Source organism: Mycoplasmopsis lipophila (genome assembly GCF_045276895.1).
Taxonomy (GTDB): domain Bacteria; phylum Bacillota_I; class Bacilli_A; order Mycoplasmatales; family Metamycoplasmataceae; genus Mycoplasmopsis; species Mycoplasmopsis lipophila.
On sequence record NZ_CP174165.1, the window covers coordinates 339,498 to 363,398 of the forward strand.

Annotated in this window: 23 protein-coding genes; 8 read left to right on the plus strand and 15 right to left on the minus strand. The window is 22.1% G+C overall.

Going from position 1 to position 23,901, the window contains the following annotated elements; all coding sequences use genetic code 4:
• Positions 1-73 precede the first annotated feature (73 nt).
• Genes ACJA27_RS01460 through ACJA27_RS01470 form a run of 3 tightly spaced genes read right to left on the minus strand, consistent with a single transcriptional unit; the run spans position 74 to position 3,178 of the window.
• Complete coding sequence (locus ACJA27_RS01460; protein ID WP_406618221.1) at positions 74-1,630, minus strand: hypothetical protein; 1,557 nt, start codon at positions 1,628-1,630, stop codon at positions 74-76.
• Positions 1,611-2,333, minus strand: coding sequence for a DNA adenine methylase (locus ACJA27_RS01465; RefSeq protein ID WP_406618298.1), 723 nt, complete (start codon positions 2,331-2,333; stop codon positions 1,611-1,613). The genes ACJA27_RS01460 and ACJA27_RS01465 overlap by 20 nt, the downstream gene beginning before the upstream one ends.
• A complete protein-coding gene (locus ACJA27_RS01470) occupies positions 2,228-3,178 on the minus strand; it encodes a DNA methyltransferase (RefSeq protein WP_406618222.1) in 951 nt (316 codons plus the stop codon). Before ACJA27_RS01470 ends, ACJA27_RS01465 begins: the two co-directional genes overlap by 106 nt.
• A 249-nt stretch (positions 3,179-3,427) precedes the next feature.
• Here ACJA27_RS01470 and ACJA27_RS01475 point away from each other — a divergent pair, with 249 nt between their 5' ends.
• The 8 genes from ACJA27_RS01475 to ACJA27_RS01510 all read left to right on the plus strand — a co-directional run bounded on the left by ACJA27_RS01475 (position 3,428) and on the right by ACJA27_RS01510 (position 11,780).
• A complete protein-coding gene (locus ACJA27_RS01475; protein ID WP_406618223.1) occupies positions 3,428-4,600 on the plus strand; it encodes a cysteine desulfurase in 1,173 nt (390 codons plus the stop codon).
• The gene (locus ACJA27_RS01480) at positions 4,590-5,024 is read left to right on the plus strand and encodes an iron-sulfur cluster assembly scaffold protein (RefSeq protein ID WP_406618224.1); all 435 of its coding nucleotides are present in this window, start codon (positions 4,590-4,592) and stop codon (positions 5,022-5,024) included. The genes ACJA27_RS01475 and ACJA27_RS01480 overlap by 11 nt, the downstream gene beginning before the upstream one ends.
• Positions 5,011-6,255, plus strand: a complete 1,245-nt coding sequence (locus ACJA27_RS01485; RefSeq protein WP_406618225.1) for a Y-family DNA polymerase — start codon at positions 5,011-5,013, stop codon at positions 6,253-6,255. Before ACJA27_RS01480 ends, ACJA27_RS01485 begins: the two co-directional genes overlap by 14 nt.
• A 12-nt stretch (positions 6,256-6,267) precedes the next feature.
• Positions 6,268-7,401 (plus strand): nicotinate-nucleotide adenylyltransferase, encoded by a 1,134-nt coding sequence (locus ACJA27_RS01490; RefSeq protein ID WP_406618226.1) that lies wholly within the window; start codon positions 6,268-6,270, stop codon positions 7,399-7,401.
• Between the two features lie 14 nt (positions 7,402-7,415).
• Positions 7,416-8,159, plus strand: a complete 744-nt coding sequence (locus tag ACJA27_RS01495) for a pseudouridine synthase (protein WP_406618228.1) — start codon at positions 7,416-7,418, stop codon at positions 8,157-8,159.
• The gene (locus ACJA27_RS01500; protein WP_406618229.1) at positions 8,134-9,306 is read left to right on the plus strand and encodes a hypothetical protein; all 1,173 of its coding nucleotides are present in this window, start codon (positions 8,134-8,136) and stop codon (positions 9,304-9,306) included. Before ACJA27_RS01495 ends, ACJA27_RS01500 begins: the two co-directional genes overlap by 26 nt.
• Positions 9,307-9,325: 19 nt before the next feature.
• A complete protein-coding gene (locus ACJA27_RS01505; RefSeq protein WP_406618230.1) occupies positions 9,326-9,766 on the plus strand; it encodes an RpiB/LacA/LacB family sugar-phosphate isomerase in 441 nt (146 codons plus the stop codon).
• 142 nt (positions 9,767-9,908) lie between these two features.
• Positions 9,909-11,780 (plus strand): MnuA family membrane nuclease, encoded by a 1,872-nt coding sequence (locus tag ACJA27_RS01510; RefSeq protein WP_406618231.1) that lies wholly within the window; start codon positions 9,909-9,911, stop codon positions 11,778-11,780.
• Between the two features lie 156 nt (positions 11,781-11,936).
• On the opposite strand, the gene ACJA27_RS01515 is transcribed toward ACJA27_RS01510, so the two are convergent.
• From ACJA27_RS01515 to ACJA27_RS01570, 12 genes are all read right to left on the minus strand, one after another.
• Entirely contained in the window at positions 11,937-12,425 is a 489-nt protein-coding gene (locus tag ACJA27_RS01515) for an ethanolamine utilization protein (protein ID WP_406618232.1), read from the minus strand.
• Between the two features lie 40 nt (positions 12,426-12,465).
• Positions 12,466-13,488, minus strand: a complete 1,023-nt coding sequence (locus ACJA27_RS01520; RefSeq protein ID WP_406618233.1) for a tyrosine-type recombinase/integrase — start codon at positions 13,486-13,488, stop codon at positions 12,466-12,468.
• Positions 13,489-13,857: 369 nt separating this feature from the next.
• A complete protein-coding gene (locus tag ACJA27_RS01525) occupies positions 13,858-14,067 on the minus strand; it encodes a hypothetical protein (protein WP_406618234.1) in 210 nt (69 codons plus the stop codon).
• A gap of 196 nt (positions 14,068-14,263) precedes the next feature.
• The gene (locus ACJA27_RS01530; protein WP_406618235.1) at positions 14,264-14,830 is read right to left on the minus strand and encodes a hypothetical protein; all 567 of its coding nucleotides are present in this window, start codon (positions 14,828-14,830) and stop codon (positions 14,264-14,266) included.
• Positions 14,831-14,984: 154 nt separating this feature from the next.
• A complete protein-coding gene (locus ACJA27_RS01535) occupies positions 14,985-17,057 on the minus strand; it encodes a hypothetical protein (RefSeq protein ID WP_406618236.1) in 2,073 nt (690 codons plus the stop codon).
• Positions 17,045-18,451: a hypothetical protein gene (locus ACJA27_RS01540; protein ID WP_406618237.1), complete on the minus strand. Its 1,407-nt coding sequence runs from the start codon at positions 18,449-18,451 to the stop codon at positions 17,045-17,047. Before ACJA27_RS01540 ends, ACJA27_RS01535 begins: the two co-directional genes overlap by 13 nt.
• A gap of 2 nt (positions 18,452-18,453) precedes the next feature.
• On the minus strand, positions 18,454-19,341 hold the full coding sequence (locus ACJA27_RS01545) for a hypothetical protein (RefSeq protein WP_406618238.1): 888 nt from the start codon (positions 19,339-19,341) through the stop codon (positions 18,454-18,456).
• 15 nt (positions 19,342-19,356) lie between these two features.
• Complete coding sequence (locus ACJA27_RS01550; RefSeq protein WP_406618239.1) at positions 19,357-19,890, minus strand: hypothetical protein; 534 nt, start codon at positions 19,888-19,890, stop codon at positions 19,357-19,359.
• A gap of 47 nt (positions 19,891-19,937) precedes the next feature.
• Positions 19,938-21,008, minus strand: coding sequence for a hypothetical protein (locus ACJA27_RS01555; protein WP_406618240.1), 1,071 nt, complete (start codon positions 21,006-21,008; stop codon positions 19,938-19,940).
• A 2-nt stretch (positions 21,009-21,010) separates the two neighbouring features.
• Positions 21,011-22,198, minus strand: coding sequence for a hypothetical protein (locus tag ACJA27_RS01560; RefSeq protein ID WP_406618241.1), 1,188 nt, complete (start codon positions 22,196-22,198; stop codon positions 21,011-21,013).
• Complete coding sequence (locus tag ACJA27_RS01565; RefSeq protein WP_406618242.1) at positions 22,179-23,330, minus strand: htpn; 1,152 nt, start codon at positions 23,328-23,330, stop codon at positions 22,179-22,181. Before ACJA27_RS01565 ends, ACJA27_RS01560 begins: the two co-directional genes overlap by 20 nt.
• Positions 23,299-23,901, minus strand: a complete 603-nt coding sequence (locus ACJA27_RS01570) for a hypothetical protein (protein WP_406618243.1) — start codon at positions 23,899-23,901, stop codon at positions 23,299-23,301. Before ACJA27_RS01570 ends, ACJA27_RS01565 begins: the two co-directional genes overlap by 32 nt.

A 23,901-nucleotide genomic window follows, 5' to 3' on the forward strand; every position in this document is an offset into this window, starting at 1 on the left:
TACTTTCTACGATAAATTGATATAAATCAATTTTCAAAAAAATTATAATATAAAAAAATATTAATATTTTTATTTAAATTGATTCTAAATTTTTTAATTCATTAAATTTTTTAAAACATATATTTTTTATTTTAATTTTTTCTAATACTGTATTAAAAATTGCAATAAAAACTTTATTCATTTCATCTATTTGGATAGAAGAAAAATTTAAGAAATTAATAAAATACAATTTTAATTTCTTTTTATTATTGAAATTATTTTTAATATATGAATTTTTAGCATGGTTAGAAATAGGAAAACTTTCATTTTTTATAAGTTCATTTAAATTTTTATGTATTGTTGTTTCTATAATATATTGAATATTATTTTCTTTGTCAAAATATTCAAAATCAGGATTATTACCAGGAGCTGAAAAAGATGGGAATAATTTATTATCAAGGCTTGTATTACAAAAATTTTTGAATTTAAAAGGTTTTAATTTTAATTTATATCCAAAAAATAAATTAACAAAATATTCAGCTAAAACAAAATTAGCGGTATTTTGAATATTTTGATTTGCGTTTTTAAAATTAAAATCATTATTTTGAATTTTTTCTAATATATTTTTTACTTCTTCAAAAGAAAATGGATATTCAATGTTTTCAAATTTTTCATCTTTATATATTTTTAGAATAGAAAAATTTTCATTATTTATTTTTTCTAAATTATTTAGGTTTAAATATGAAATTAAATCATTTTTAAATATTTCTTTTTCTTTGTTATTAACAATAAAACCGAATTTATTTAATCATGTATCAAACATATTTTTATATTCATCATCTATATTTATTTCAATAGAAGCTTTTTTTAAATCAAATAAAAAATTTCATTTATTTTTATTTTTTATATATTTGTTTATTTCTAGAAAATAATTAATATTTTTTTGTCTTGGTTCAATATTTAATATTTTTTTTATATATTTAAAAAATTTAGGTTTATTTTTTATAAATTCTTCTTCTTTTATTAATTTATTTTTACCAAAAGAATTAAATATTTCATTTAATAAATTTAATTCTTTTGGTGGTTTTTTAAAAATTGAGTTAATACTTTTAATTTCATTTACATTTATTATTTTATTTAAAATTTCTTCTTTTGATAAAGAATATATTTCTTCAAATTTATCTGTTTTATAGTCAAATACTGAAAATGCTCAACGTAATTTATCTATATTTATTTTTTCTTTTTTATATTTAAAAATAAAATCTATCATTGAATGAAATTCATTTCAATTTAAATACATTATTTTTAAAAATAAATCTTCAATTAAAATATTTTTTGAAAATAATTTATCAATTTCTATATTAAAATCTATTTTTTTATTTTTATTAAATTCTTTTATAAAACCCCATTTTTTTAAATAACCCAATATAAAAATAAATCTATTTTTAATTTTTTTATCATTACTATAGTTATAAATTTTTTCTTTTTTAACATATTTTTTAAATTCTTCATTTCAATCAAAATTTTCTGATAAAAAAGTATCTCTATTTTGTTCTTGATTTATTCAACATAATACAGAATAATATTCTTTTATTGGTTCTGATATTCTAAATTCAGTACCTCCAAATTTATTAAAATCTTGTTTTTTCATAATTTGTTATATATACTTCCTCATCTTTTTCTTCTCTGTTTTTTCTTTGATAATTAGAATTTATATATGTTTTATTTAAATAAAAAACTTTATATTTTTTAGCCCAATTAATTAATTCAACATTTTCTTTCCCTTTAGATTTTGTTAAATTTGATAACCCTCATCTTATGTTATTAAAAGTTAATAAGTCTAAAAATTCAAATAATTTTTTATCATCTTCTTTTGTTCATCCAATATTATATGTAGCATTTGATATGGAATATGGTGGATCAAAATATCAAAAATCATTTTTATCACTTTCATTAATATGTATATTTATAAAATCTTTAAAATCTAAGCTAAAAAATTCTATATTTTTGTTATTAAGAGAAATAGAAAAATCTACAAGATGTTGTTTTCTTGTTTCATTTAATATTTGTTTACCAGGAGGAATATTAAATTCTCCTTTTGAATTAAATCTTATTTGACTATTGAAACCATAAATTATTAAAATTAAGAGAATAATTGATGCTTCATATGAATTTTTATTAGTTAATGAGTTATATTGATTTTTAATTGAATTATAAATGTTTGAAATAACTCTTTTAGTTTTAGGATCTAATAAATTGATAGAGTTATGTTTTCCATATATATATATATATATATATCATTTAGTATTTTGAAAACATTTTCTTCAGCAAATATTTTTATAATATCTACTAATTTTTTATTTATGTCATTATAAAATATTTTTTTTGCATTAACATTAGCTATAACTGTTCCGCCTCCTGCAAAAACATCATAAAAATTATTTATGTTGGCAGGAAAAAAATTATATAGTTGAGAAAATAATTTATATTTATCACCTAAATAATATAAAGGAGATCTAATTATTTCTTTTTTTATATTTTCTTTTCTTTCTATTCTATCTTTTACTTTTTGAAAATAATATTTATCAATTTCACAACCAATGAAATTTCTTTTTAAATTTAAAGAGGCAATGCATGTGGTTCCAGATCCCATAAAAGGATCAAATATTCAATCATTTTTATTTGTATGAATTTTTATAAGTTCTTCAATTAGTTCTATTGGTTTTTGAGTTGGGTGTATTTTGTCTATTGATTTTGATACAATAGAATATTTAAATTCAGGTCTTATATATTTTTTACTTTTATTTTTATTGAAAGTTCATTTTCCATTTTCTTTAACTGCTCATATTGCAAATTCAAAATCTGTAACATATCTTCTTTCAATATTTCTTGGCATTGGATTATTTTTTATTCATCTTAATAAATCTTTTATGATAAAACCTTGTTTTTCTAATTCTTTAACTATTTCTCCAAAATTTTTGTAATCATTAAAAATAATAATTGTTCCTCCATCTTTTATTAATGGAGAAACTTTTTTAATTCAATTTGTTTGGTTAAACTCATAATCTCATTTTCCAAAATCTATTCCATTTCTCCCTATTGTTTTGAAATTATTTTTTCTTGAAATATTATAAGGAGGATCTGTTATAACAGCATCAAATATAGGTTTTTGTTTAGTTATTTTTATTAAATTTTCCATATATTCTAAACAATTTTCATTTTTCAATATATAAGCCATATTGATGAAGATGATACACTAAATTTAATTATAAAAATAAATATAACAAAAATTTAATTTCCAAATTGAAAATAATATTAAGAATAGTCATTAATGAAAAAATATTATTTAATAATTTTGTTATTATTTAACAATATTTAAAAAATTTTTTTTATTAAATAATTGACAAATATTTTTTAATATTAATAAAAATATTAAAATTAATTTAATATGTCATTACTTAAGAATTATAAAAAATATTTTCCTATGCTTAAAAAAATAGTTTATCTAGATAATTCAGCACTAGTTCAAAAACCTTATTCTGTTATAAAAAAATCTACTGAATTTTATACTAAATTTTGTATTAGTAATAGAACAGCTAATTCTCTTTTAGGAAATAATATATACTCAATTATTAAAGAAGTTAGAAATAAAGTGGCTAAATTAACAAATTCTAATTTAAATGAAGTTATTTATACTAGTGGCACTACTGATTCATTAAATAAAATTTCCTTAATGTTAAAAGATATTCTTGATGAAAATGATGAAATTTTATTAAGTTATATGAATCATTCTTCCAATATTGCTCCTTGAGTGGCATTATTAAAAGAAAAAAATATTAAGATTAAATATAGTGATGACATTTTTAATGATATCAATTCTCAAACTAAAATTATTTCTATTTCTCAAATTAATAATTCTTTTAAACAAGATATTAATATTAAGAAATTATATGAAATATGTAAAACAAAAGGAATTATTCTAGTAAATGATGCAGCACAAGCAATTATAAATGAAGAAGTAAATTTAAATTATTCAGATGTTATAGCTTTTAGTTCTAATAAATTTTATGGACCAACAGGATTAGGATTTTTAATAGTAAAAGAATCATTATTAAAGAGATTAAGTCCAAAGTTTTATGGTGGTGGTTCAATAGCAAGTGTTCAGGATAACAATTTAATTTTGCAACCTGGCATAAATGGATATGAACCTGGCACTTTAAATTTAGCTGCTATTTATATGTTTAATGAATCTATTGATTTTTTTAACAATATAATTGGTGGATATAAAAATTCACAATTACAAATTAAAATTTTAAGTGAATATCTTTATAAAAGATTACATGAAATAGAAAATATTAGAGTTTATAATAAACCTAATTCTTCAGTTTTTTTATTTAGTATAAAAAATATTAATTCTCAAGATATAGCACATTTTTTAGGTAAAAATAATATATATGTAAGATCAGGAAATTTTTGTGTTCCTTTTATTGAAAATAATAAAAATATTTTAGATAAAAATGAATCTTTTGTAAGAATTTCTCTTGGAATTTATAATACTAAAAAAGATATTGATATTTTGGTTGAAACCTTAAAAAAAGGGGGTGATTTTCTTGAAATATAATAATGATGAAAAAAGAAACATAATTATGCAACATTATTTAAATCCCAATAATTTAGATTCAAGTTTAAAATTTCAAAATGATTTTACAAAATATGGTGAAACATGTGGTGATGTGTTAACAATTGAATTTAAAATAGAAAATGAAATTTTAAAAAAAATTGTTTTTAATGGTAAAGGTTGTTCAATTTTTATGTCATCAACTGACATTTTTATCGATTTAATTAAAAATAAAAATTTAGGAGAAATACAAAAATATATAGAATGATATGAAAATTTAATTAACGGAAATGACTTAAATATAGAAGAATTAGAAAAATTAAAAGAATTAAATATTTTTGATAATATAAAACAATTTGACAATAGAAAGAGATGTGCGAAAATGATTATTGAATTTTTAAAATATAAACTATATGAAACAAAATAAAATTATTTTTCATATAGATTTTGATTCATATTTTGTTTCTGCACATCGAGCTATCAATGCTAATTTGAGAAATAAACCAGTCGCTGTTTCTAAAAATGAGAAAAATTCTATCTGTTCTTCTGTTAGTTATGAGTTAAAAAATTTAGGTATTAAAGCTGGTGATCCTGTTTTTAAAATTAAAAAAATATGTCCAAATACCATTTTTGTTGTTCCTGATTATTATTTATATTTAGATTTATCAAATGATATTTTTGAATATATTCAACAAAAATATTCTAATCAAATGGAAATATTTTCTATCGATGAATGTTGAATAGATATGACAGACAAAGTTAAAAATATTAATCTTTTAAAAATTGCAAATAATCTTAAACAAGATATTTATGATGAATTTAGAATTCCCATAAGTGTTGGTATTTCATATAATAAATTTTTAGCAAAAATGGCTACTAATTTAGCTAAACCGTTTGGAGTATTTTTATTAAATCAACAAAATTTAGAAGAATCAATATGGAATTTACCTATTGAAAAATTTTTTGGAATAGGTAAAAGTAATGGACAAAAATTATTAAATTTAAGTATTGATACTATTGGAAAGTTAGCACAATTAAATCCTAATTCTTTAGAAGCTATATCTACTTTTGGAAAATTTGCTCAAGAATATATAAATAAAGCAAATGGAATATCAAGTGATGCTTTAGAAGTTACTTTAGATCCAAAAAGCAAAGGAAAAGAAATGACTTTTGAAAATGGAGGAATAACAAAAGAAGATGTTTTAATGGGTGTTATTGATTTATTATCTAAATATATAGCAATAAAATTAAATGATAAAAATCTAGTTGGGAATGCAATTTCATTAAGAATAAGAAATCAAAATGGAAAATGATTGGTTAAACAAAAATTATTAAATCATTATATTAATAATTCAGAAATTATATTTAAAGTAGGAAAAGAATTGTTTTTTAATTTTAAGCAAGAATATCCAATTAGAGGTATTGGAATATATGTTAACAATTTAAAAAAAACATTAGAAATAGGTAAGGATGTTTCTTTATTTGATGAAATTTTAAAAGTTGAACCAAGAAAATTTTATAAGGTTGATAAAATAATAAATGAAGTTAATTTTTCTTTAAAAAAGAATGTTTTAAAAACAGGAAAAGATTTATTAAAAGAAGAACAAGAACATAAATCATTTAATGTTAAATTTTTTGATAATGATATTAAAAAATAGAAAAGAGAAGATATGAAAATTGGAATATTTGGTGGTTCATTTAATCCTGTACATATGGGACATATAAATTTAATTAATGAAGCAAAAAATAATTATGAATTAGACAAAATTATTGTTGTTCCTACTTTAATTTCTCCTTTTAAACAAAAACAAAAAGTCATTTCATATATAGATAGAATTAATATGCTTAAATTGGTTTTGCCATCTTTTTGTGAAATTAGTGATTTTGAAGTTAAAAAAGATTTTTTTAATGTTAGCTATACAATTGAAACAATTAAACATTTTAAAAAAATATATCCTAATGATGAGTTATTTTTACTTTTGGGTAATGATAATATTAGAGATTTTTATAAATGAAAAGAAGCAAAATTTATTATTCAAAATCTTTCTAAAATTATTTTTTTTACTAGAAATAATCAAATTGAAAAAGAAACATTAAGTAAATTTAATAAATATTTTAAAAATTACAAAGAAAAAATTATTTTTCATAATTCAAACACAATACTTGATGTTTCTTCTACTGAAATACGTGAAGGAAACAAATTTGAATTATTAGATCAAGAAGTAAGAAAATATATAGGAAATAATTTTTTATATGCTGATTCAATTATTAAAAGTTATTTATCAGCAGATAGAGCTAAACATTGTTTTTTTGCTGCTGAATTTGCTGCAAAATTAGCAAAAACAATTAATTATGATGCGAAAATTGCGTATTATGCTGGATTATTTCATGATATTGCAAAAGAATTTGGAGAAGAAAAATCAAGAGAATTCATTTCCTCTTTTAATATGGATGGAAATGATTTATCTTTATTTCCTAAACATAAATTACATCAAATTTGTGGTGCTTTATGATTAGAAAATGTTTATAAATGCAATAATCAAGAAATTATCCATGCTATTAAAGTTCATACAACATTGGATTTTGAATTATCAACTTTAGATAAAATTGTTTTTATAGCAGACAAAATTTGTCAAGGAAGAAATTATGAAGGAATTCAAAAGATAAGAAATTTAGCTTTAAAAGATTTTAATAAAGGTTTTGCAACAGTTGTTAAAATGAATTATGATCATCAAATTTTAAAAGGAAAACAACTAGATTCAGAGCAAATATTAATTAATGAAAAATGAATTAAAATTAAATAGTTAGAAAGAATATTGTGGAAAAAATAAGAATTCAAAAAGTTATTGCTCAATCTGGATATTGTTCTAGAAGAAAAGCTGAAGAATTAATTATTCAAAATAAAGTTAAAGTTAATAATCAACTAGCAACTATAGGTATGCTAGTTGATTTGAATGATCACATTTATATAAATGGAAAGAAAATAAATCAAAAAGAAAAATTTGTTTATTTTCTTTTAAATAAACCACCTAAAACTATTTGTACTTTAAATGATCCTCAAAATAGAAAAAAAGTAACTGATTTAATATATACAGATAAAAGAATTTTTACAGTAGGTAGATTAGACTATGATACTACTGGGGTTTTATTTTTAACTAATGATGGAGATTTTGCTTATAAATTAACTCATCCTAAATTTAATATAGTAAGAAAATACCGCGCTAGATTAAATGAACCTTTAACTATTAATGAAATTAAAAAATTAAATCAACCAGTAAAAATAAATGAAATATTCTCTAATCAATTGGTAGAACAAATAGATAATAAAACCTATTTGGTTACTTTAAATCTTGGAACTTATCATCATATTAAAGAATTATTCAAAATTGTTGATAAAAAAGTAATAAATCTTAAAAGAATAGAATATGCTGGGATAACAGTTGAAAAAATGATGGTAGGACAGTATCGAAAATTAAGCATTAATGAATTAAAAAACATTAAAACTTTAATTCATTTAAATGAAGAAAGGATTAAGAATGAAAATAAAGAAAAAATTTCATAAAAAAATATTTTGATTAGGAACTATTTTCTTACCAATTATTTTAAATAATTTATCCATTAGTTGTGGTAATGGATTTACAAAAGAGGAAGAAAATAAAAGCAAAGAATTTTTAAATGAATATTCTAAAATTGAAAAAAATATTATTTCTTCATATAATGGATTTAAAGATTTAATGAATGAAAAAATATATAAAAAATATTACTTTGATAGTTATGAAAAAATAGAAAATTTATCAAAAGAAATTCAAAAACAAAACATTTTTGATGATATTAATAAAATGATAAATTTAGAAGAAAATGATTATAAGAAATTTTCTTTTTTTACTATAAAAAAGAATAATAAAGAAAAAATATTAGATACAAATATTATTAATAAATTATTTAATTTTCTTTCTTATTTTGAAAAATTAAATCCTAATGGAGATAATTTAATAGATAAAGAATTAGTTAGATTATTTAATCTCAATGATGAATTAAATAAAATTTTTTATGATTATTCTTCACAAATAGACACCGAAAAAAGTTCTTTGTATAACTTGAATAAAATAGCTTTATTTTCCGATAATAATGAATGAAAAGAAGCTAATGATGGTGCTAATAATCCTTCATTTTTGAATATAAAAAATAAAACAAAAAGAGATCAACTAAGAAATAATTTCTTTTCAAATCTTTTAGATGAAATAAAGAATTTTTATAATGGAAAAAATGATAAAAATGATGAATTTTCTTTTAAGTATTGAAATGAAAATTTGAAAGATATTGATTATAGTAATTTATATGATGAAAATAATGGAAAACACGTACATGCTATTTTAAATTTATTTAATGAGTGAAAAAGTATTGTTTCTGATTCTAAAAATAGTAAATTTAATAAAGTAAATGATTTTTTAAATAAATTTAAAGATTTATTTAAAAATAATGATGAAGAAATACTAGTCCATAATTCAAAAGATCAAGAAGTAATTAATTTAACTAAATGATTTAATAAGTTTAAAAATATATTCAAAGATTTTGATACTTCTAAATTAGAAATTTTTCAAAAAGAAGTTTTAAATAATTTTGAAACTTATAATTTAAACTTTTTAAAAGTTTTAAATAATTTAAAAGATTTTTATTTAAAATTAAAATCACTTGTTAATGAATATTAGTTTTAAAGGAGAAACAAAAATGAATAAAAAAATAATTTTTGGTAGTGATCATGGTGGTGCTGAATTAAAAAATAAATTAATTGAATATGCTACAACAAAAGGATATCAAATAGAAGATTTAGGACCTGCAAATAGTGAAACCCCAGTTTCTTATGCTTTACAAGGTCATAAGGTTGCTAATGAAGTGTTAAAAGATAAAAATAATTTAGGCGTTGCTTTGTGTGGTACAGGTTTAGGAATTTCTTATGCTTTAAATAGACACAAAGGTATTAGAGCAGCAAGATGTACTAGCATTGAAGATGCACATTTAGCTTCACAACATAATAATGCAAATGTTTTAGTTTTTGGTGGAAGACAAACAAAGTTAGAAGATGCTATTAAAATGTTTGATGAATGAATCAATACTCCATATGAGGGTGGAAGACATCAAGCAAGAATAGAACAAATTGATGAATTTTAATTAAAAATAATTTAAAAATCAATGGTTTTACACATTAATCGTAAATGTGTAAAATTTTTATTTTTTCCATATTAACTTATATAAAAAAATAAAAAATATATATTTTTTATGTAAATTAAAAACAAGGAATAAAAACATATATATGAAAAATAAGAAAGTAAAATTTATTTTACCCGCACTTACTACAAGTGTGACACTTTTTGCTTCTTGTTCTTCTTTAATTTTTACTTCATGTAAAAATGATAAAAAAACTATTGAAGAACTAAGAGCATATGCAAAAAATTTAACATATGTTCCTACTGAAGGTACTCAAATTGATAAAAATCAAAATATACAAGATCCAACATTTTTAACACAGGTTAAAAATTGAAATCCTGAAAATAAAGTCGATGGAGTTGGTTTATATAAAACAGAAATTGTTTCTATTGATGATAAAAAAGATAATGCTTCTGGCCAAACTTTTTTATTATTAAAAGTTAAAATTACTGATACAGATAAAAAAGTTTCTGTAGAAGAATATGTATGATCAGATATTACTAATTACTTAAAAGATAATACACCTATTCCACCTAAGCCTACACCTGATCCAGGAATTGGTGAAGATGATAAAACAAGAATTTTAGAAGAATTAAATAATATAAAAGAAGCAATTAATTTTACCTTTAAGAAAGAACCTGCTGATACTTTACCATCTGCTATTACTAAAAATGATATAAATGTTAGTGGTTTAGATGAAAGTAAAGCTTCTATTCAATTTTTAAAATTAGAAGCAAATAATAAAAATGGTTCATTAAAAATTTCTTACAGATTAATAAGTAAAGAACAAAAAAGTTTAGTTATAGATGATGAACAAGAATTTGAAGGATTTAAAAAACAAGAAAATAATCCAATACCAAATCCTAACCCTGGTCCTAATCCAGACCCTACACCTAATCCAGGTCCCGCACCAGAACCAAATCCATCGCCAGATGGTGGTTATAAATATAAAATAAGATTAGCACATTGAAATGTATGTAATTATGGTGATACTGGTTTTAAACAAAATACTGCTAAAGGACAAGCTATTGCTTCAATTATTTATAATCAAAAATATGATGTTTGTGGATTAACAGAGTTAGATAGTGTTAATGTTCCTCATCGTTTAGCTGATTTATTGAACGAAATTGAAAGAAAAAAGGGTACTAATAATGTTTGAAAAGCAATAGTTGGAGATTATAAAAATGAAAGTGGTGAAGCTGGAGCACAAGCAGGTTCTGGTGATAGAGCAGCTGCATATCTTTATAAATCTAATATTGTTAAACCAGTTGCTTTTAAAAATGGAGCTATAGGTCAATTTTATAAAAATAAATATTTTGAAAATAAATTTGGAACTTCTGGTTCATTAGGTTCTGAATACAAAAGACCTCCTTATGTTGTTAAATTTCAATCATTGGTAAAAAATGTAGAAAATGCTAACTTTACATTTGCTATTTCTCACTTTGACGGCCCTGGAACAAAAGCTGCTGGAGAAGGTGCTTCTGGTTTAGGTGCAGGAGTTGGTTCATGTGAAGCGAATGAGGCATGAAATATTAAAAATGTTTTTAAATGAATGAGTGAAGAAGCAGAAGATGATGATTTAGTTTTCCAAGGCGACACAAATATACCTTTAAATAAAGCTAGAGGTGCTTTTGGTGATGATGTAGAAGATAAATGATCACTTTTAAAAGATACTTCTGAAAATGCTTCTTCTTTAAGAACAACTGAAGGAAATTATGCTCAACCTTATGACAAAATTTTACATTATTCTAATTTAAAAGCTTCAAATGCTAAAGTTTATAAATTATGAAATTTTGTAAATGAAAATATTTTTCATTGAGCAACTATTAATTCATTGAGTGAATGATATCAATATACTAAAACTGTTAATACAAAAACAGCCAATAGTGCAGCAAGATCATTATATGGAGGAGGTGGTGTATCTGACCACTGTCCTGTAAGTTATGATTTAGAACTTGATTCAAAAGACCCTAGATAATGATAAAAACATCTAAATCGGATGTTTTTTTCTTTTGCTTATTATTATAAAAATAAAGTCCCAAAAAAAGTCCCATCATAAAGTCCCGAATTCTTCTTATTTGTTTAACAAAAAAACGAAACTTTTACTCTTCAAAAATAATTTTAATACAAATTTTTAGAAAATTGATATTTTTAGCATATTTTCATTCAAAAAATACCAGTTATTTTGAATTTTATAAGCAAAAATAGTTTTAAAATGATGATTATTAGCATAAGTTTTAATGTGTTTAATATTGTTAAACTTATCATTAGGCTTAACTTGTATAACATAACTTATATTATCTTTTGAAGCTATTAAATCAACTCCAACAATAGCATCTAAAATTAAAAAACTAGGTTTAACATTAAACCCTTTATTAGTTAATAAATTCAATAAATTTTGTTCTCTTTTTTGATTTATATAGCCATAGTAAAAAATAACGTTATAAGCATATAAAAAATTATCAGACGTGTGTTTATTCATTTTGTGTAAATAATGGCCTAATTTCGCACAAAAAACACCATTATAAGCGTGTTTAAATTCTTCGAATGATTGATAATTATTCTCTCAAAGAATTTTCTTAATATTTATGCCTAAATCTTTATACGTTGGAAGTTTTAACATACTTAAATTTTAATAGCAAAAAGTAAAAAAATAGCATAAGCTATTTTAAATTTTCTTTATTTAATTTTGTATTAGTTTCAAATGCATAAAATGGAAATGAAGTATTTTCTAAACGTTCAGCTATTTTTAATTGTTGTTTTAAATTTTCTATTTCAATTTTTAATCTTTTATTTTCATCAATAATTAATTCTTCATCTATTTCTTCATCATTTAAAAAGTGTGATATATTTTGTTGCATTTTACCTAATTTCTTATTAGCTAAAGTTGGGTTATAAGTTAAATATGTTGAAGCTGTTGTATTTGAATTAACGTGTCCTATAACTTTAGATATTTCTTCAATTGAAGCTTGTTCAGCGGCAACAGTAACAAATGTATGTCTTAAAATATGAGCAGATATCTTATTTTGAAAATCTAGGTGGTTTTCCATTACAAAATTTTTAAAGATATTAAATAAATTTTTAATAGTTTTAGCACTAATATTTAAATTTAAACCGCTTTCAATAGCAGATCTTATATCTTTAAATTCATTAGTTTTATCATCAATAATTTTAAAAGGTCTTGGGTTATTATTTTTAGCAGTTTTTAGAATAATTTCATAATTGTTTTCTTTTAATTGTGTTCAATTAATAGATTCTCATTCGCTAACTCTTATTCCTGTAGTTAATAAAATTTTAAAAATAATTTCAAATTTATAATTATTAAACTTTTTAAGTTCAGAAAGAAGAATATTTAACTCATCTTTATTGTAAGCTCTTCTTGTTCCTCTTTCAATTTTATATTTGTTAATTCTTTCATTAAAAGGAATATAAATTCTGTTTCTTTTAGCAAATCATTCACAAAATGTTTTGTAAATTGCTCTATTTGTAAAAAGTGAATTTTGACTTAGTTGTGAATTATCAAGTAAAAAATTGATTTGATTTAATAATTCATCAGTTGTTTCTCAATTTTGAAGATTTTTTAAAACACATTTATAGGTATTTAAAGTGTGTATACTTCTATTATTTGTTTTAATAGTTTTTTCATATTCAGCATAAAAAATTTCTAATTGTTCAATGTTTTTCATATTTTCTCCTAATTTTTTTGGAGAAACTGCACAATCTCAATTTTTATGTTATAATGATTATGCAATTTCTCGTCGTAGTTAAATTGGAGAAATTGCTCTTTTTTTATTCTGAAATTTCTCCAAAGCTAAAAAATAAAAAAAGTGATAGATTATTATTTTCTACCACGTCCCCAATTAATGAAAGTTTACATTTAAAAATTGCTAATTTATTAGGGTCGTAGTAGAAAAAGCCTATATTTCTTAGCAATAATATTATAACATAATCTCTAATAAATTTATATAATTAAGATATATGAGAGATTGACGAAGTAAAATTTTTGATTTAGAACCTGCTAAAATGTGAAAAATATTGGTTAAATGGTGTAAATTTTATTTGATATATTTTTCTATTTTCTTTATTTTATTTTGTTTTTCTTTTACTGGTATTTTTGTATTTAAAAAATATCAAATACCTTTTATTATTGCTACATCAATTTTATATGCTCAATGAGTGGTGATATATTTTATTTTTGTTTTTAAAGTTAATTGATTTACTGATGTAGGAGCTATTACTTTTACTATTACTGCTATTATATTCATATTTGGTTTTATTGGTGGATGCTGCTATGCTGGAAAAGGATTATATTTTTATAAATTAGATAAATTAGGTCGCTTTTATGGCTAAATACCTTAAAAAAACCGTACTAAAAACCACCCGTATAACGACGATTTTTACATAAAGATGTATAGTTGTATGTATTTTGTCGTTACAAAGGTGGTTTTTTAGCTATATTTTTTAATATAAAGTTGCTTTTACACTATTTTTAGAGCTATCTTCTTGATTTTTTATATTTGGATTATCTAATAAACTTTTAGGAGTAATTTCTTCATCTTTCTTAATTTTCTTATTAAGTTCAGCTAATTCTTTCATAGCTTTTATTTCTGCTTGAATTTCTCCTAAACTTTTCTTAAGATTTTCATTTTCTAATTCTTTAGCTTTTAGCAATTCTCTAACTTTAATTAAAGCTGTTCTATATTCATCATTATTAGCTTCTAATTTTGAAATATAAGGGTCTCCTGATTTAGTTTCAATTTTAGATTTTAAAAGTTCAATAGTATTTAAAGCTTGAGCTAATTGTTCTTTTAAATCTTTAATGATGATATCTCGTTTAGCTAATTCTTCTGTGTGTCTAACTTGACGTTTTTGTGTTTCTTCATTTAATTTTGTTATTTCTTCTTTTAAAACTTTGTAATTATTTTTAGCATTGTAAACTTTAACAAATAAAGCACTAATAACACCACCTAAAGTAACAACAAAAGGTGTGATTATTAGTATTAATTCTTTAATAGTTTCTAATTTCATTTTTCTCCTATCTTTTTATAAATATTTTCATTTTTTCAAAAAGTCAATTTAATCATTGAATATTAAAATTTTTATATGTTCATAATAAACAGAAAAATATAAATATTAAACTTATTATTCTTCCAATTATTCATTTAAATATTTTCATAATTTTCTAACTTAGTAAACTTTTTAGTTTTAATAATTTTGTTTTATCTAAAAATAATTCTTCATTGTCTATTTTTAAACTAATGTATTTATTGGAATTTTTTATTCCAATTTCAACATGAGTATCGCCTTGAAGTGCCGGAGTTAAATTTAAAAAAGTTTCATTTTCTTTTTCAATATATCTAACTATATTCCTTCCATCTCTTTCTCTATCAAAGAAAAAGTTTGAAATAAATCCCTGAGATAAATTAGAACCAAATCTTATTTTTGATTGCTCTTTTGAAAAGTTAATTAAAGAATAGTTATCATCACTTTTTAACTTAATTCATAAGTCTTGATCTTGTTTCTTTCCTAATTGAGCTCTTAATTCAGCATCATCAATAAAAGGGTGGTTTCTTATTCAACATTGCTCAGTGTTAGAAAAATCTAAAAACATATCTTCATTGTCTTCATTTTTCAAACTCATAGCTATATTTTTTTCTTTGTCTTGAAAAATAACATTTAAAATAGTATCATCTTCTAAATATCATTGATAAAAATTATCAATAGTTTTGTTTTGCTTGTCATCAATGTCTCACTCTTGACATTGAAATAATGTTTTTAAGCTTTCATATAAATTAATACTTGTATCATTTTTTAATTTATTATAAATATCGCTTATTTTGTTTTCATTGTTAATTGCTTTTTTAATAGAAGTATTTCATTTTTCTACATTTTCATAATTAATAGTTTGCTTTGGTTTAGATTCATCATCTGGATGTGGAAAGGAAATTTTATCATAAGATAAATCTATTCCCTTTCCGGCACCTAGAATCTCTATACCTTCTGGTCGAATGTAAGTTCGGTATTGTTCTTGGCATACATCCATTCCTAATTCGTCATTATCAAACGTAATTTTTACATAATCATCTCCATCTTCTAGACCTAAATAATCAGGTGAGTTAATATTATTGTTTAGAAAATTTCTTACATTATCAGATAGTTTATTTTCTTTTTTATCATTTATTTCTAATTGTTCTGATTTAAATTTAGAAAAAGAAAGTTTAAGGTTTTCATCTGATTCTGAATTATATTTTAAAAGCTTTTCAATTCTATTATCAAATAAATTAAATTTATCTTCTAATGATTTAGTTTTATCAAGATTATTTAATAGTAAATTTAAATTTTGAGCGGTTAATTTAGAAATTGTTTTATTTTCGCTGTCTTTAAATTCCAAATTAGAAGAATCTAAATAACTCATACCTTCTGAAACATTTTCAATTTGAATCCCACTTGGTTCAATTGTAGTATTAAAATATTCACTTTTCAATGTTATTCCTATATCACTACCACTATCACCAAAATTAATATTTAAATATTCACCATCATTATTACCTAATTCATTATCGTTTAAAACATTTTTGTTTAAAAAACCCAATATTTTATTTTCAATTAAATTTTGCTTTTTATTTATTTCATCTTGTAAATTAATATTTTTAGTTTCTTGATTTGATTTAAATGTTAAAAATGAAGTTTTTAAGTTTTCATCAAGTTCTGAATTATCTTTTAAAAGCTTTTCAATTCTATTATCGAATAAATTAAGTTTTTCAATAATAGAAACAATATTTAAATAATCATCTTTTTTAAATTTTAAATCTATTCAGGAAGGACTTGTAAGATAAGCAATAGCTTCAGGTGATAATAAACCTTGAAAATTATTAAATTCTCTACCCGCTTGAGCTAATGAAAAATTAGATGTTATTAATTTATCTCTTTGAGAAAATTCAGGAAATTTTTCTGAAGCTATTCGATATTTAATTTCAGTATAAACAGAACTAATAAAGTTTTTAACTCTTTGTTCTCCTAAAATATCTTTTATTTGTTCTAATGTTATATCTAGAATTAAAAATTGAGACATTTTTTGATTTATAAATAAATCACAAGTATTAAAAACATTTAATAAAAGTTTATTGAAAAATTGCTCTTCAGTAATATTTGGCTCAATATTTTTAACAAATTGAGGAATATCAATATTTTTTGAATATCAATAATTATTTTTAAATTCATCAATACTAAAATTCAATTTATTTATTTCTTCCATTTTCTTGCTCCTTTCATTTTTTTATAACTATAGTTTTTTATCGATTTAGAAAATGAACTATAAAAAATTGCTTTTCTAACCCCTACAGATGCTGCTCTAATGCCATAAGTTGGACTGTGTTCAATAGCACTACGAGTAAAACTAACTAATGGCCTAATATACTTAAAGTTTCAACCTTTTAAAACTCCTTCTTTAGCACCACTTAAAATATCAGAAGAAAAATCTTTTTTATCTTGATTTCATAATCATTTATCTTTTTTAATTGATTTAGCTATAGCATTAATTGTTTTATAACTATGTGCTATGGTACTAATTAAATTTGAAAATAAAGGTATTTTTGATAAAGCAATAAAACCATTAAAATTTCTTAAAATTCTTCCTATATCTCAACCCCAAGCAAAATGCTTTAAATAATGTTCGCCTGGTGAAGATGTAGTTAAAAACTCTAAAATTAATTTTTTATCTTTTTGTCATAAAATAACAGGTTTTTTATTATGAGTTTCCTGTTTTTTAAACCTTATAATAGCATTAACATTTTTAAAATCTCAAACATTATTGCTGCGCAAAATAGTTATAGTATCTAATCAAGAACTAGCAAGTGGTATACGTTTCATTGATTCTTCCAATGTTTTTTTACCTTTAAAAATAATTTTTTTAACTTTTTCAGTAGCAAACTTATTAAATTTTTTAACTATTTCTCTTCTAGGTTTTTTAATTAAAGTGTCAACTGCTTTTTTAGCAGCATATCTTGGCGAAGTTAATAAAGAAACAAAAGTTCTTATTTTTGTAAAAACTTTTGTTGTTTTATCTAAAACCTTTTTAGTTTTATCAAATATTATTTTTGAAGATTTTGTTGTTTCTTTAAATATTTTATTATTTAATTTTTCCTCTACTGCTAAAGCACTTTCTTTAATAGCTTCATAATGTGTAGTTGTTACTTCTTTAACTTTTGAAGCACCAAATTTTGTTAATTCTTTAGCTGTATTTTTAAATTGTTTTTTAAATTGTCTGTTACTATCAATAATATTATCAGCAAGTGATAAAACTTTATTTTGAACTCTAACGGCTTTAAATAATTTAAAACCTTTAACAATAGCTCCTGCAGCATTAAAACCAGCTGTAATGCTAAAATCAGTTCAATCTATTTTTCCATCATTTTCAAGTCAATTAAATAGTAAATCAATTAAAGTGTCTAAAGCAAATTCTAATGCTAACCCTAAACCAGGAACAAAACCATCTATAAATCTAGCAGCTATAGACAAAAGAATTGATGATATTGTTTGAATAGCTATTCTTAACCATTTAAATCATCAATTATTTTTTAATATAGGTTTAACTTTATCAGCTTTTACTGATTGATAAGCATAATCGCTTTTACCTGCATAATAAAGCATTGTTATTTATTAAAAATTGTTCTAAAACAAGTTGGGTAAGCTACACCAAATAATGACATAGCTTCATAATACATTCCGTAGTCATTTGTAGGTGCTAATCTTTCATAGTTTGCAGCATTAACATTAATCATAGATGCTACAGCAAAGTTTGTACAAGCAATAGCATCAATATCAGTTAAATATTTATTAGCAATGATTGTATAACCACCAACTGTAGCTATTGAATATTGTCCTCCTACAAACATTTGTTCTGCGTAATTTCCTACTAAACCAGATTCGCTCAATCTGTCTAATACTTCAGGCTTAACGTGAATTATAATGTCAGATTTTTTAATTCCATTTATTCCTTCTTTATCATCTTTATGTTTAGTTAAAGCAGTTCCTAAAGCAATAACTGCTTTTCTAACATCTTTATCAGAAATAGCTTCATCTAATAAATTTTTAACTTGTTTATGTGTATCAGTTGTTTTAACTTTCTTTTCCAATTCTGCTCAACAATAAGCTTCAAAATTATCATTAAAATCAGCTGAAGCTTTTTCAATTTTAATTGAAGCAGCAGCAGGCACTCCTAATAATGTATCAGCGTGTGTAAATGCTAATGATTGATATTGTGGAGTATTTCAATTAAAACTTATTTTTGTATAGTTTCCTTTTTCAAATTCTCCAGGACCTGGGTTTTTCTTTTCATTTCAACTTTGTCCAATGTTTTTAATAAAAGTTGCCGAAGCTTCTGAAACGCTTCCTAATGATAAGTTTGTTCCTAATGTTCCAATTAAAGAATATTGAACTATATATGAATTAATTTCATTTCTTGTTTTTTGGTCTAGTGAAAATGCTTCACCTTCTTTTTGGTTAGCAAATAATGCGTTTAAATATTGTTTAAATTCCATTTTATTTCCTTTGTATTATTTAATTCTTCTTGCTCCTATATCAAATGATTGTGTGTTATTTAAATTGCTTCCTAAAGTCTCTAAATTATCTATTTCTTTAGGTTCAATTATTTCAGGAGCTATATTTTTTAATTTAGCTATTTTTAAAGCTTCAGATTTTAGATTTAAAAAATCTAATTCTTCATATTTAATATCTTCTAAATTAGTTTTAGGTAGTTTTAAATTAGTTCATTCCTTTTCAAAATTATTTTTTATTTGCGCGCTTACTTTTGAAAATTTGTTTTCTAATTCTTTATTCACCTTTTCAAAATCAAGTAAAGTTTTATTTTTGTTTTCTAATTCTTGATTTAGTTTTTCCACTTCACTTATTTTGTTTTGGACTTTATTTTTTATGTATGTTTCTAATTCTGTCTTATCTAGGAAAAGACCATAAATACCTAGTGCGTCTTTAATTTCTTTAGTTGAAGCTCCTTCTTCTAAATTTAATTTTTTGAATACTTCAGCTTCTTCTAATTCAAATAATTCAGCTAATTTTTTAAGTAAATTCATTTTTACTCACTTTCTTCCGACTTTAAGGCAACAGTTCCTATTTTTGTTTATTTAATGTGTTTTATATGTAATTGTGTTAAATTTTTAATATTAGGTAATACAATACCAATATCATTTATTTCAATAAATTTAGGTAAAAATAAACCTTTTATAATTAGCTTCTCTTCTGGTCCTATGGAAAAGTTAAATGGTTCAATTTCTCCTAATGAATAAGAAAAATCTTTCCAAGTAGAAGGGGTTAAAATAAAATTATTTTCAAATAAGAGTTTTGTAGATGTTGGGTAATCATCAAAATTTGTTTCAGCATTTTTTTGAATTCAAAACTCAACTGTATTAATTTGAACTGTATGGTAATAATTTATATTTACTAATGAATTAATCATCGCAGGGTTAGCTAAAAATATACTCAATCAACTAAATACTACTTTAGCATTACCACTATGATATCAAAGTTCCTTAACATAAGCTTTAAATTCATATTGAAATTCTTCATTTACTACTTTTCAATTTTTAGCTTTATCATATTGAATTCATTTTTTAAAACCACTAGGAACATAATTATTAGGTTTTACATAATGGTCTTTAATAACTCCACTACCTTGTCCAAAATATCTTACGTCCATAGGTACATCGCATTTGCATACTTGAAATTTTGAAACAATAGACCATTCTTCTCCATATTTTTCTTTTATGTAATTATTGAAATAATTAGCATCATATTTTTTATTTATTTCAAAATCAGCAGGGTTTAAAGTAATTTTTCTTTTATCTTCAACTTTATAAGTTTCACCTTTACCATTTATTAAATTTTGATTTTTAAATAAAAAACTATAAATTGATTGAGCTTTTTCAGGTATTACTAAATTAACTTTATATTTTAAATAATCTGCTGTTATTTTTGAATAATCTAAATCAATATTAACTTCTTTTAAATTAAGAGGAATATCATAGTAATCTATAGCTTGTCAATTTCTATATTTCTTATTTACTGTATCTTCAATTACTGGTCGATAATAATGTAAATATTTCTTGTTAGGCTCTTCACCAGATGAAATATTTCCTCCAGCACTTCCGTAACCATTACCAGGTAAATAATAATCATTTCTTATTATTGCCATAATTAACCTCTCTTTCTGCCATCACCACGTCTATTTTTACGTTTTTCTGCTTCTTCTTGTTCCTTTTTTTCTTTTTCTTCCCGTTCTTTTTTCAATCTTTCTTGTTCTGCTTTTCAAGTTTGGTCTTCTATTACTCTTCATAATTCAGGTTTTTTACTTAATTCATAAAATTCACTTTTTAAATAAAGAACTCCTCCTATTAAATCAAAATAAAAAGGTAATATAAATTTATGAATTATTGAAAAACCACCACCAATACAAAATGTTGATTTTAAAAAGCCTGAACACATTAATATTAATAATTCAATTTGTTCTTTAGAAAATTTTGAACTATCTTTTAATATAGATAATTTATAGTTAACATATTCTTCAGCATTTGTTCCACTATAATTTAATTCTTTAAATTTAGCTATTTCTTCTTTTGTTTTACCAGCAAAACCAGACATTATTAAACTTTGATGTTCATAAATTTCTAATATATCTTCAAAAAATTCTTTATATCTTTCATCATATTGATTTTCTCAATAAATAGAATAATCATTTTCACTTAAACAAATATCTCTTATATCAATTAGTCCAAATTTAGATAATGAAGTCATAAATATTTTTTCTTGTTCTTCATTAACTTCGACAGGGTTAACTATCATTGATATAGCATTTTTATTTAATTGAACTTCTTTTAATAATTTATTATGATTTTCAATATAAGCCTTTTGATATAAAAAATTATCTCTAATTTTTATATTGATTGTTTCAGATGGTTTATCAATCACATTTGGGTAAATAATAAATTTTTTATTATTAACATAATCTTCTAATCTTTGACAAACAGCAACATTAACAACTTCATTTAATTTTTCTGGTGAAAATGTTGTATTAATGTTTTCAACTACATAATATTGATTTTTAGCTATTAAGTTTTTTAAAATTAAAACATTATTTGTAAAGTCTAATTTTTCATTAAAAATAATTGTATATTTAGCATCTGAATCTATCTCTTCAGATAATGGACTTTGATTATATGCTAAATCACTAATCATTCCCTTTATTTTTGGTAATTTTTCTAATTCAAAATCAATAATATTAATAGCACCTTGAATAGTACAAATTTCATTTATAGGAATTAATTTAGCATAGAAATATTCAAGGACTGATTTGTCTACAACTTCATTAATCTTCGTAATTTCCATTTAATTCCTCTTCATTATTTTTATTGTTATTATTTTGTAATAATTGATTTTGATTTATTACACTTCCATCTAAATTAACCGCATATTTTTTAGCTTCAGTTATTAATCATTCTGTTGAACCATAAATTAAAACTTTTTCAACTTCTAACTCTGGGTAAAAACTATTTAAAAATTCTTTAAATTGAAGTTCTCTTAAATTAGCTTTTGATTCAACATAATCTTCAAAATCAGAGTTAAGAGATTGTGCTTCAACATTATGCATATTCTTTGTTCCGAAATCATTCGAATCTTGTTTTAAATAAGCAAACCGTTTAATTCAACTTATATTTTTTTCAATCTTTTGAATAACTATTTGTGATTGTGAATTACTTTGTAATATTCTTAAAGGGTCATAATCATACATTTGAAGCTGTGGAGATAAACCTATAAATCTTTTATCTAAATTATCTAAACCTTCTTGAATTTGCTTTTTAATACCATTATTATCAATTGCAAATATTCAAGGAGCTGATAAATATGAATCTTTTATTAATACTTCAATATCTTTATCTAATAGTCTAAAAAATTCACCATTTACTAAATTTAAATCAGGTTGTTTTAATGTATTGTTATAAAAAATCTTATAAGGTATTTCAATATATTTTGTTGGTTTATATTCATATGAATTAAATAAAATTTCTTTAACTTCTTGTTCTGTTATTTTATCTGGTTTAACAATTGAATAATCAAATACTAATTTATCATTTTTATATTCAAATGTTTCAAACACATATATTGTTAATTTAGAATAATTAAATTCTAATTTTGTTTTTAGATATTTAATTTTGTTATTTATTTCAATATAATCTAATATATCAGCAACTAATCAATTACTTCTTAATGCTGCTATTCCTTTAGCATATAATAGTGTTTCCAAGCGTTGTAGGGCTAATAAAGCATATGATGAACCAATTCTATTAAACTCAATATTTTTACATTCAATTTTAGGGAAATTGCTTCATAGTGTTTGAATGGTTGATTGTGTACCATATTTTAAAAATTGATTTTTAGAATTTATTGGTTCTTTCTTTAATTTTGAAGTTGTTTCATTTAAAGATAATTTAAATTTTTCTATCGCTTGTTCTGTTGTCATTTTTTTCTCTTTCTTTATTTTCTTTTTCTTTAACTAATTCAAATACATAGTTTTCAAAATCACTATAACTTTTTCAAACTTTATTAGCATTAGGAAATCTTTTTATATTTGATAAAACAAAAAAATCTTTTTTAATTTTCCCATTATCTATACTAAAAATTTTTCTATTCGTTGTGTCTAGAGAATTATGATGATTTAAAAATTCTCAAAAAAAAGATGGTTCTGTTGATTCATAAATAACTAAATAATTTTTAATAAAATTTTCATTTATATTAATTGCCATCATAGAAGCTATGTATTCATTTATTATTCTTTTTCTTTCTAAATACATATCACCAGGATTTTTATAATTTAGTTTTATTGTTTGTCATCCTCATTCTTCAATTCTTTTATATGAACATAATTCGGACCCTTTTCTTCAACTTTCAGTATCAAAATTTTTATAAATTATTAAATTAGGATCTGTGTAATGTTTTTGTTTTAAGTTTGTTCAATCATCTACACGTAAACAAATAAAATTTTGTTCATCACAATTTACATATCTTATTTTCAAATTATCTATTTGTTCCAT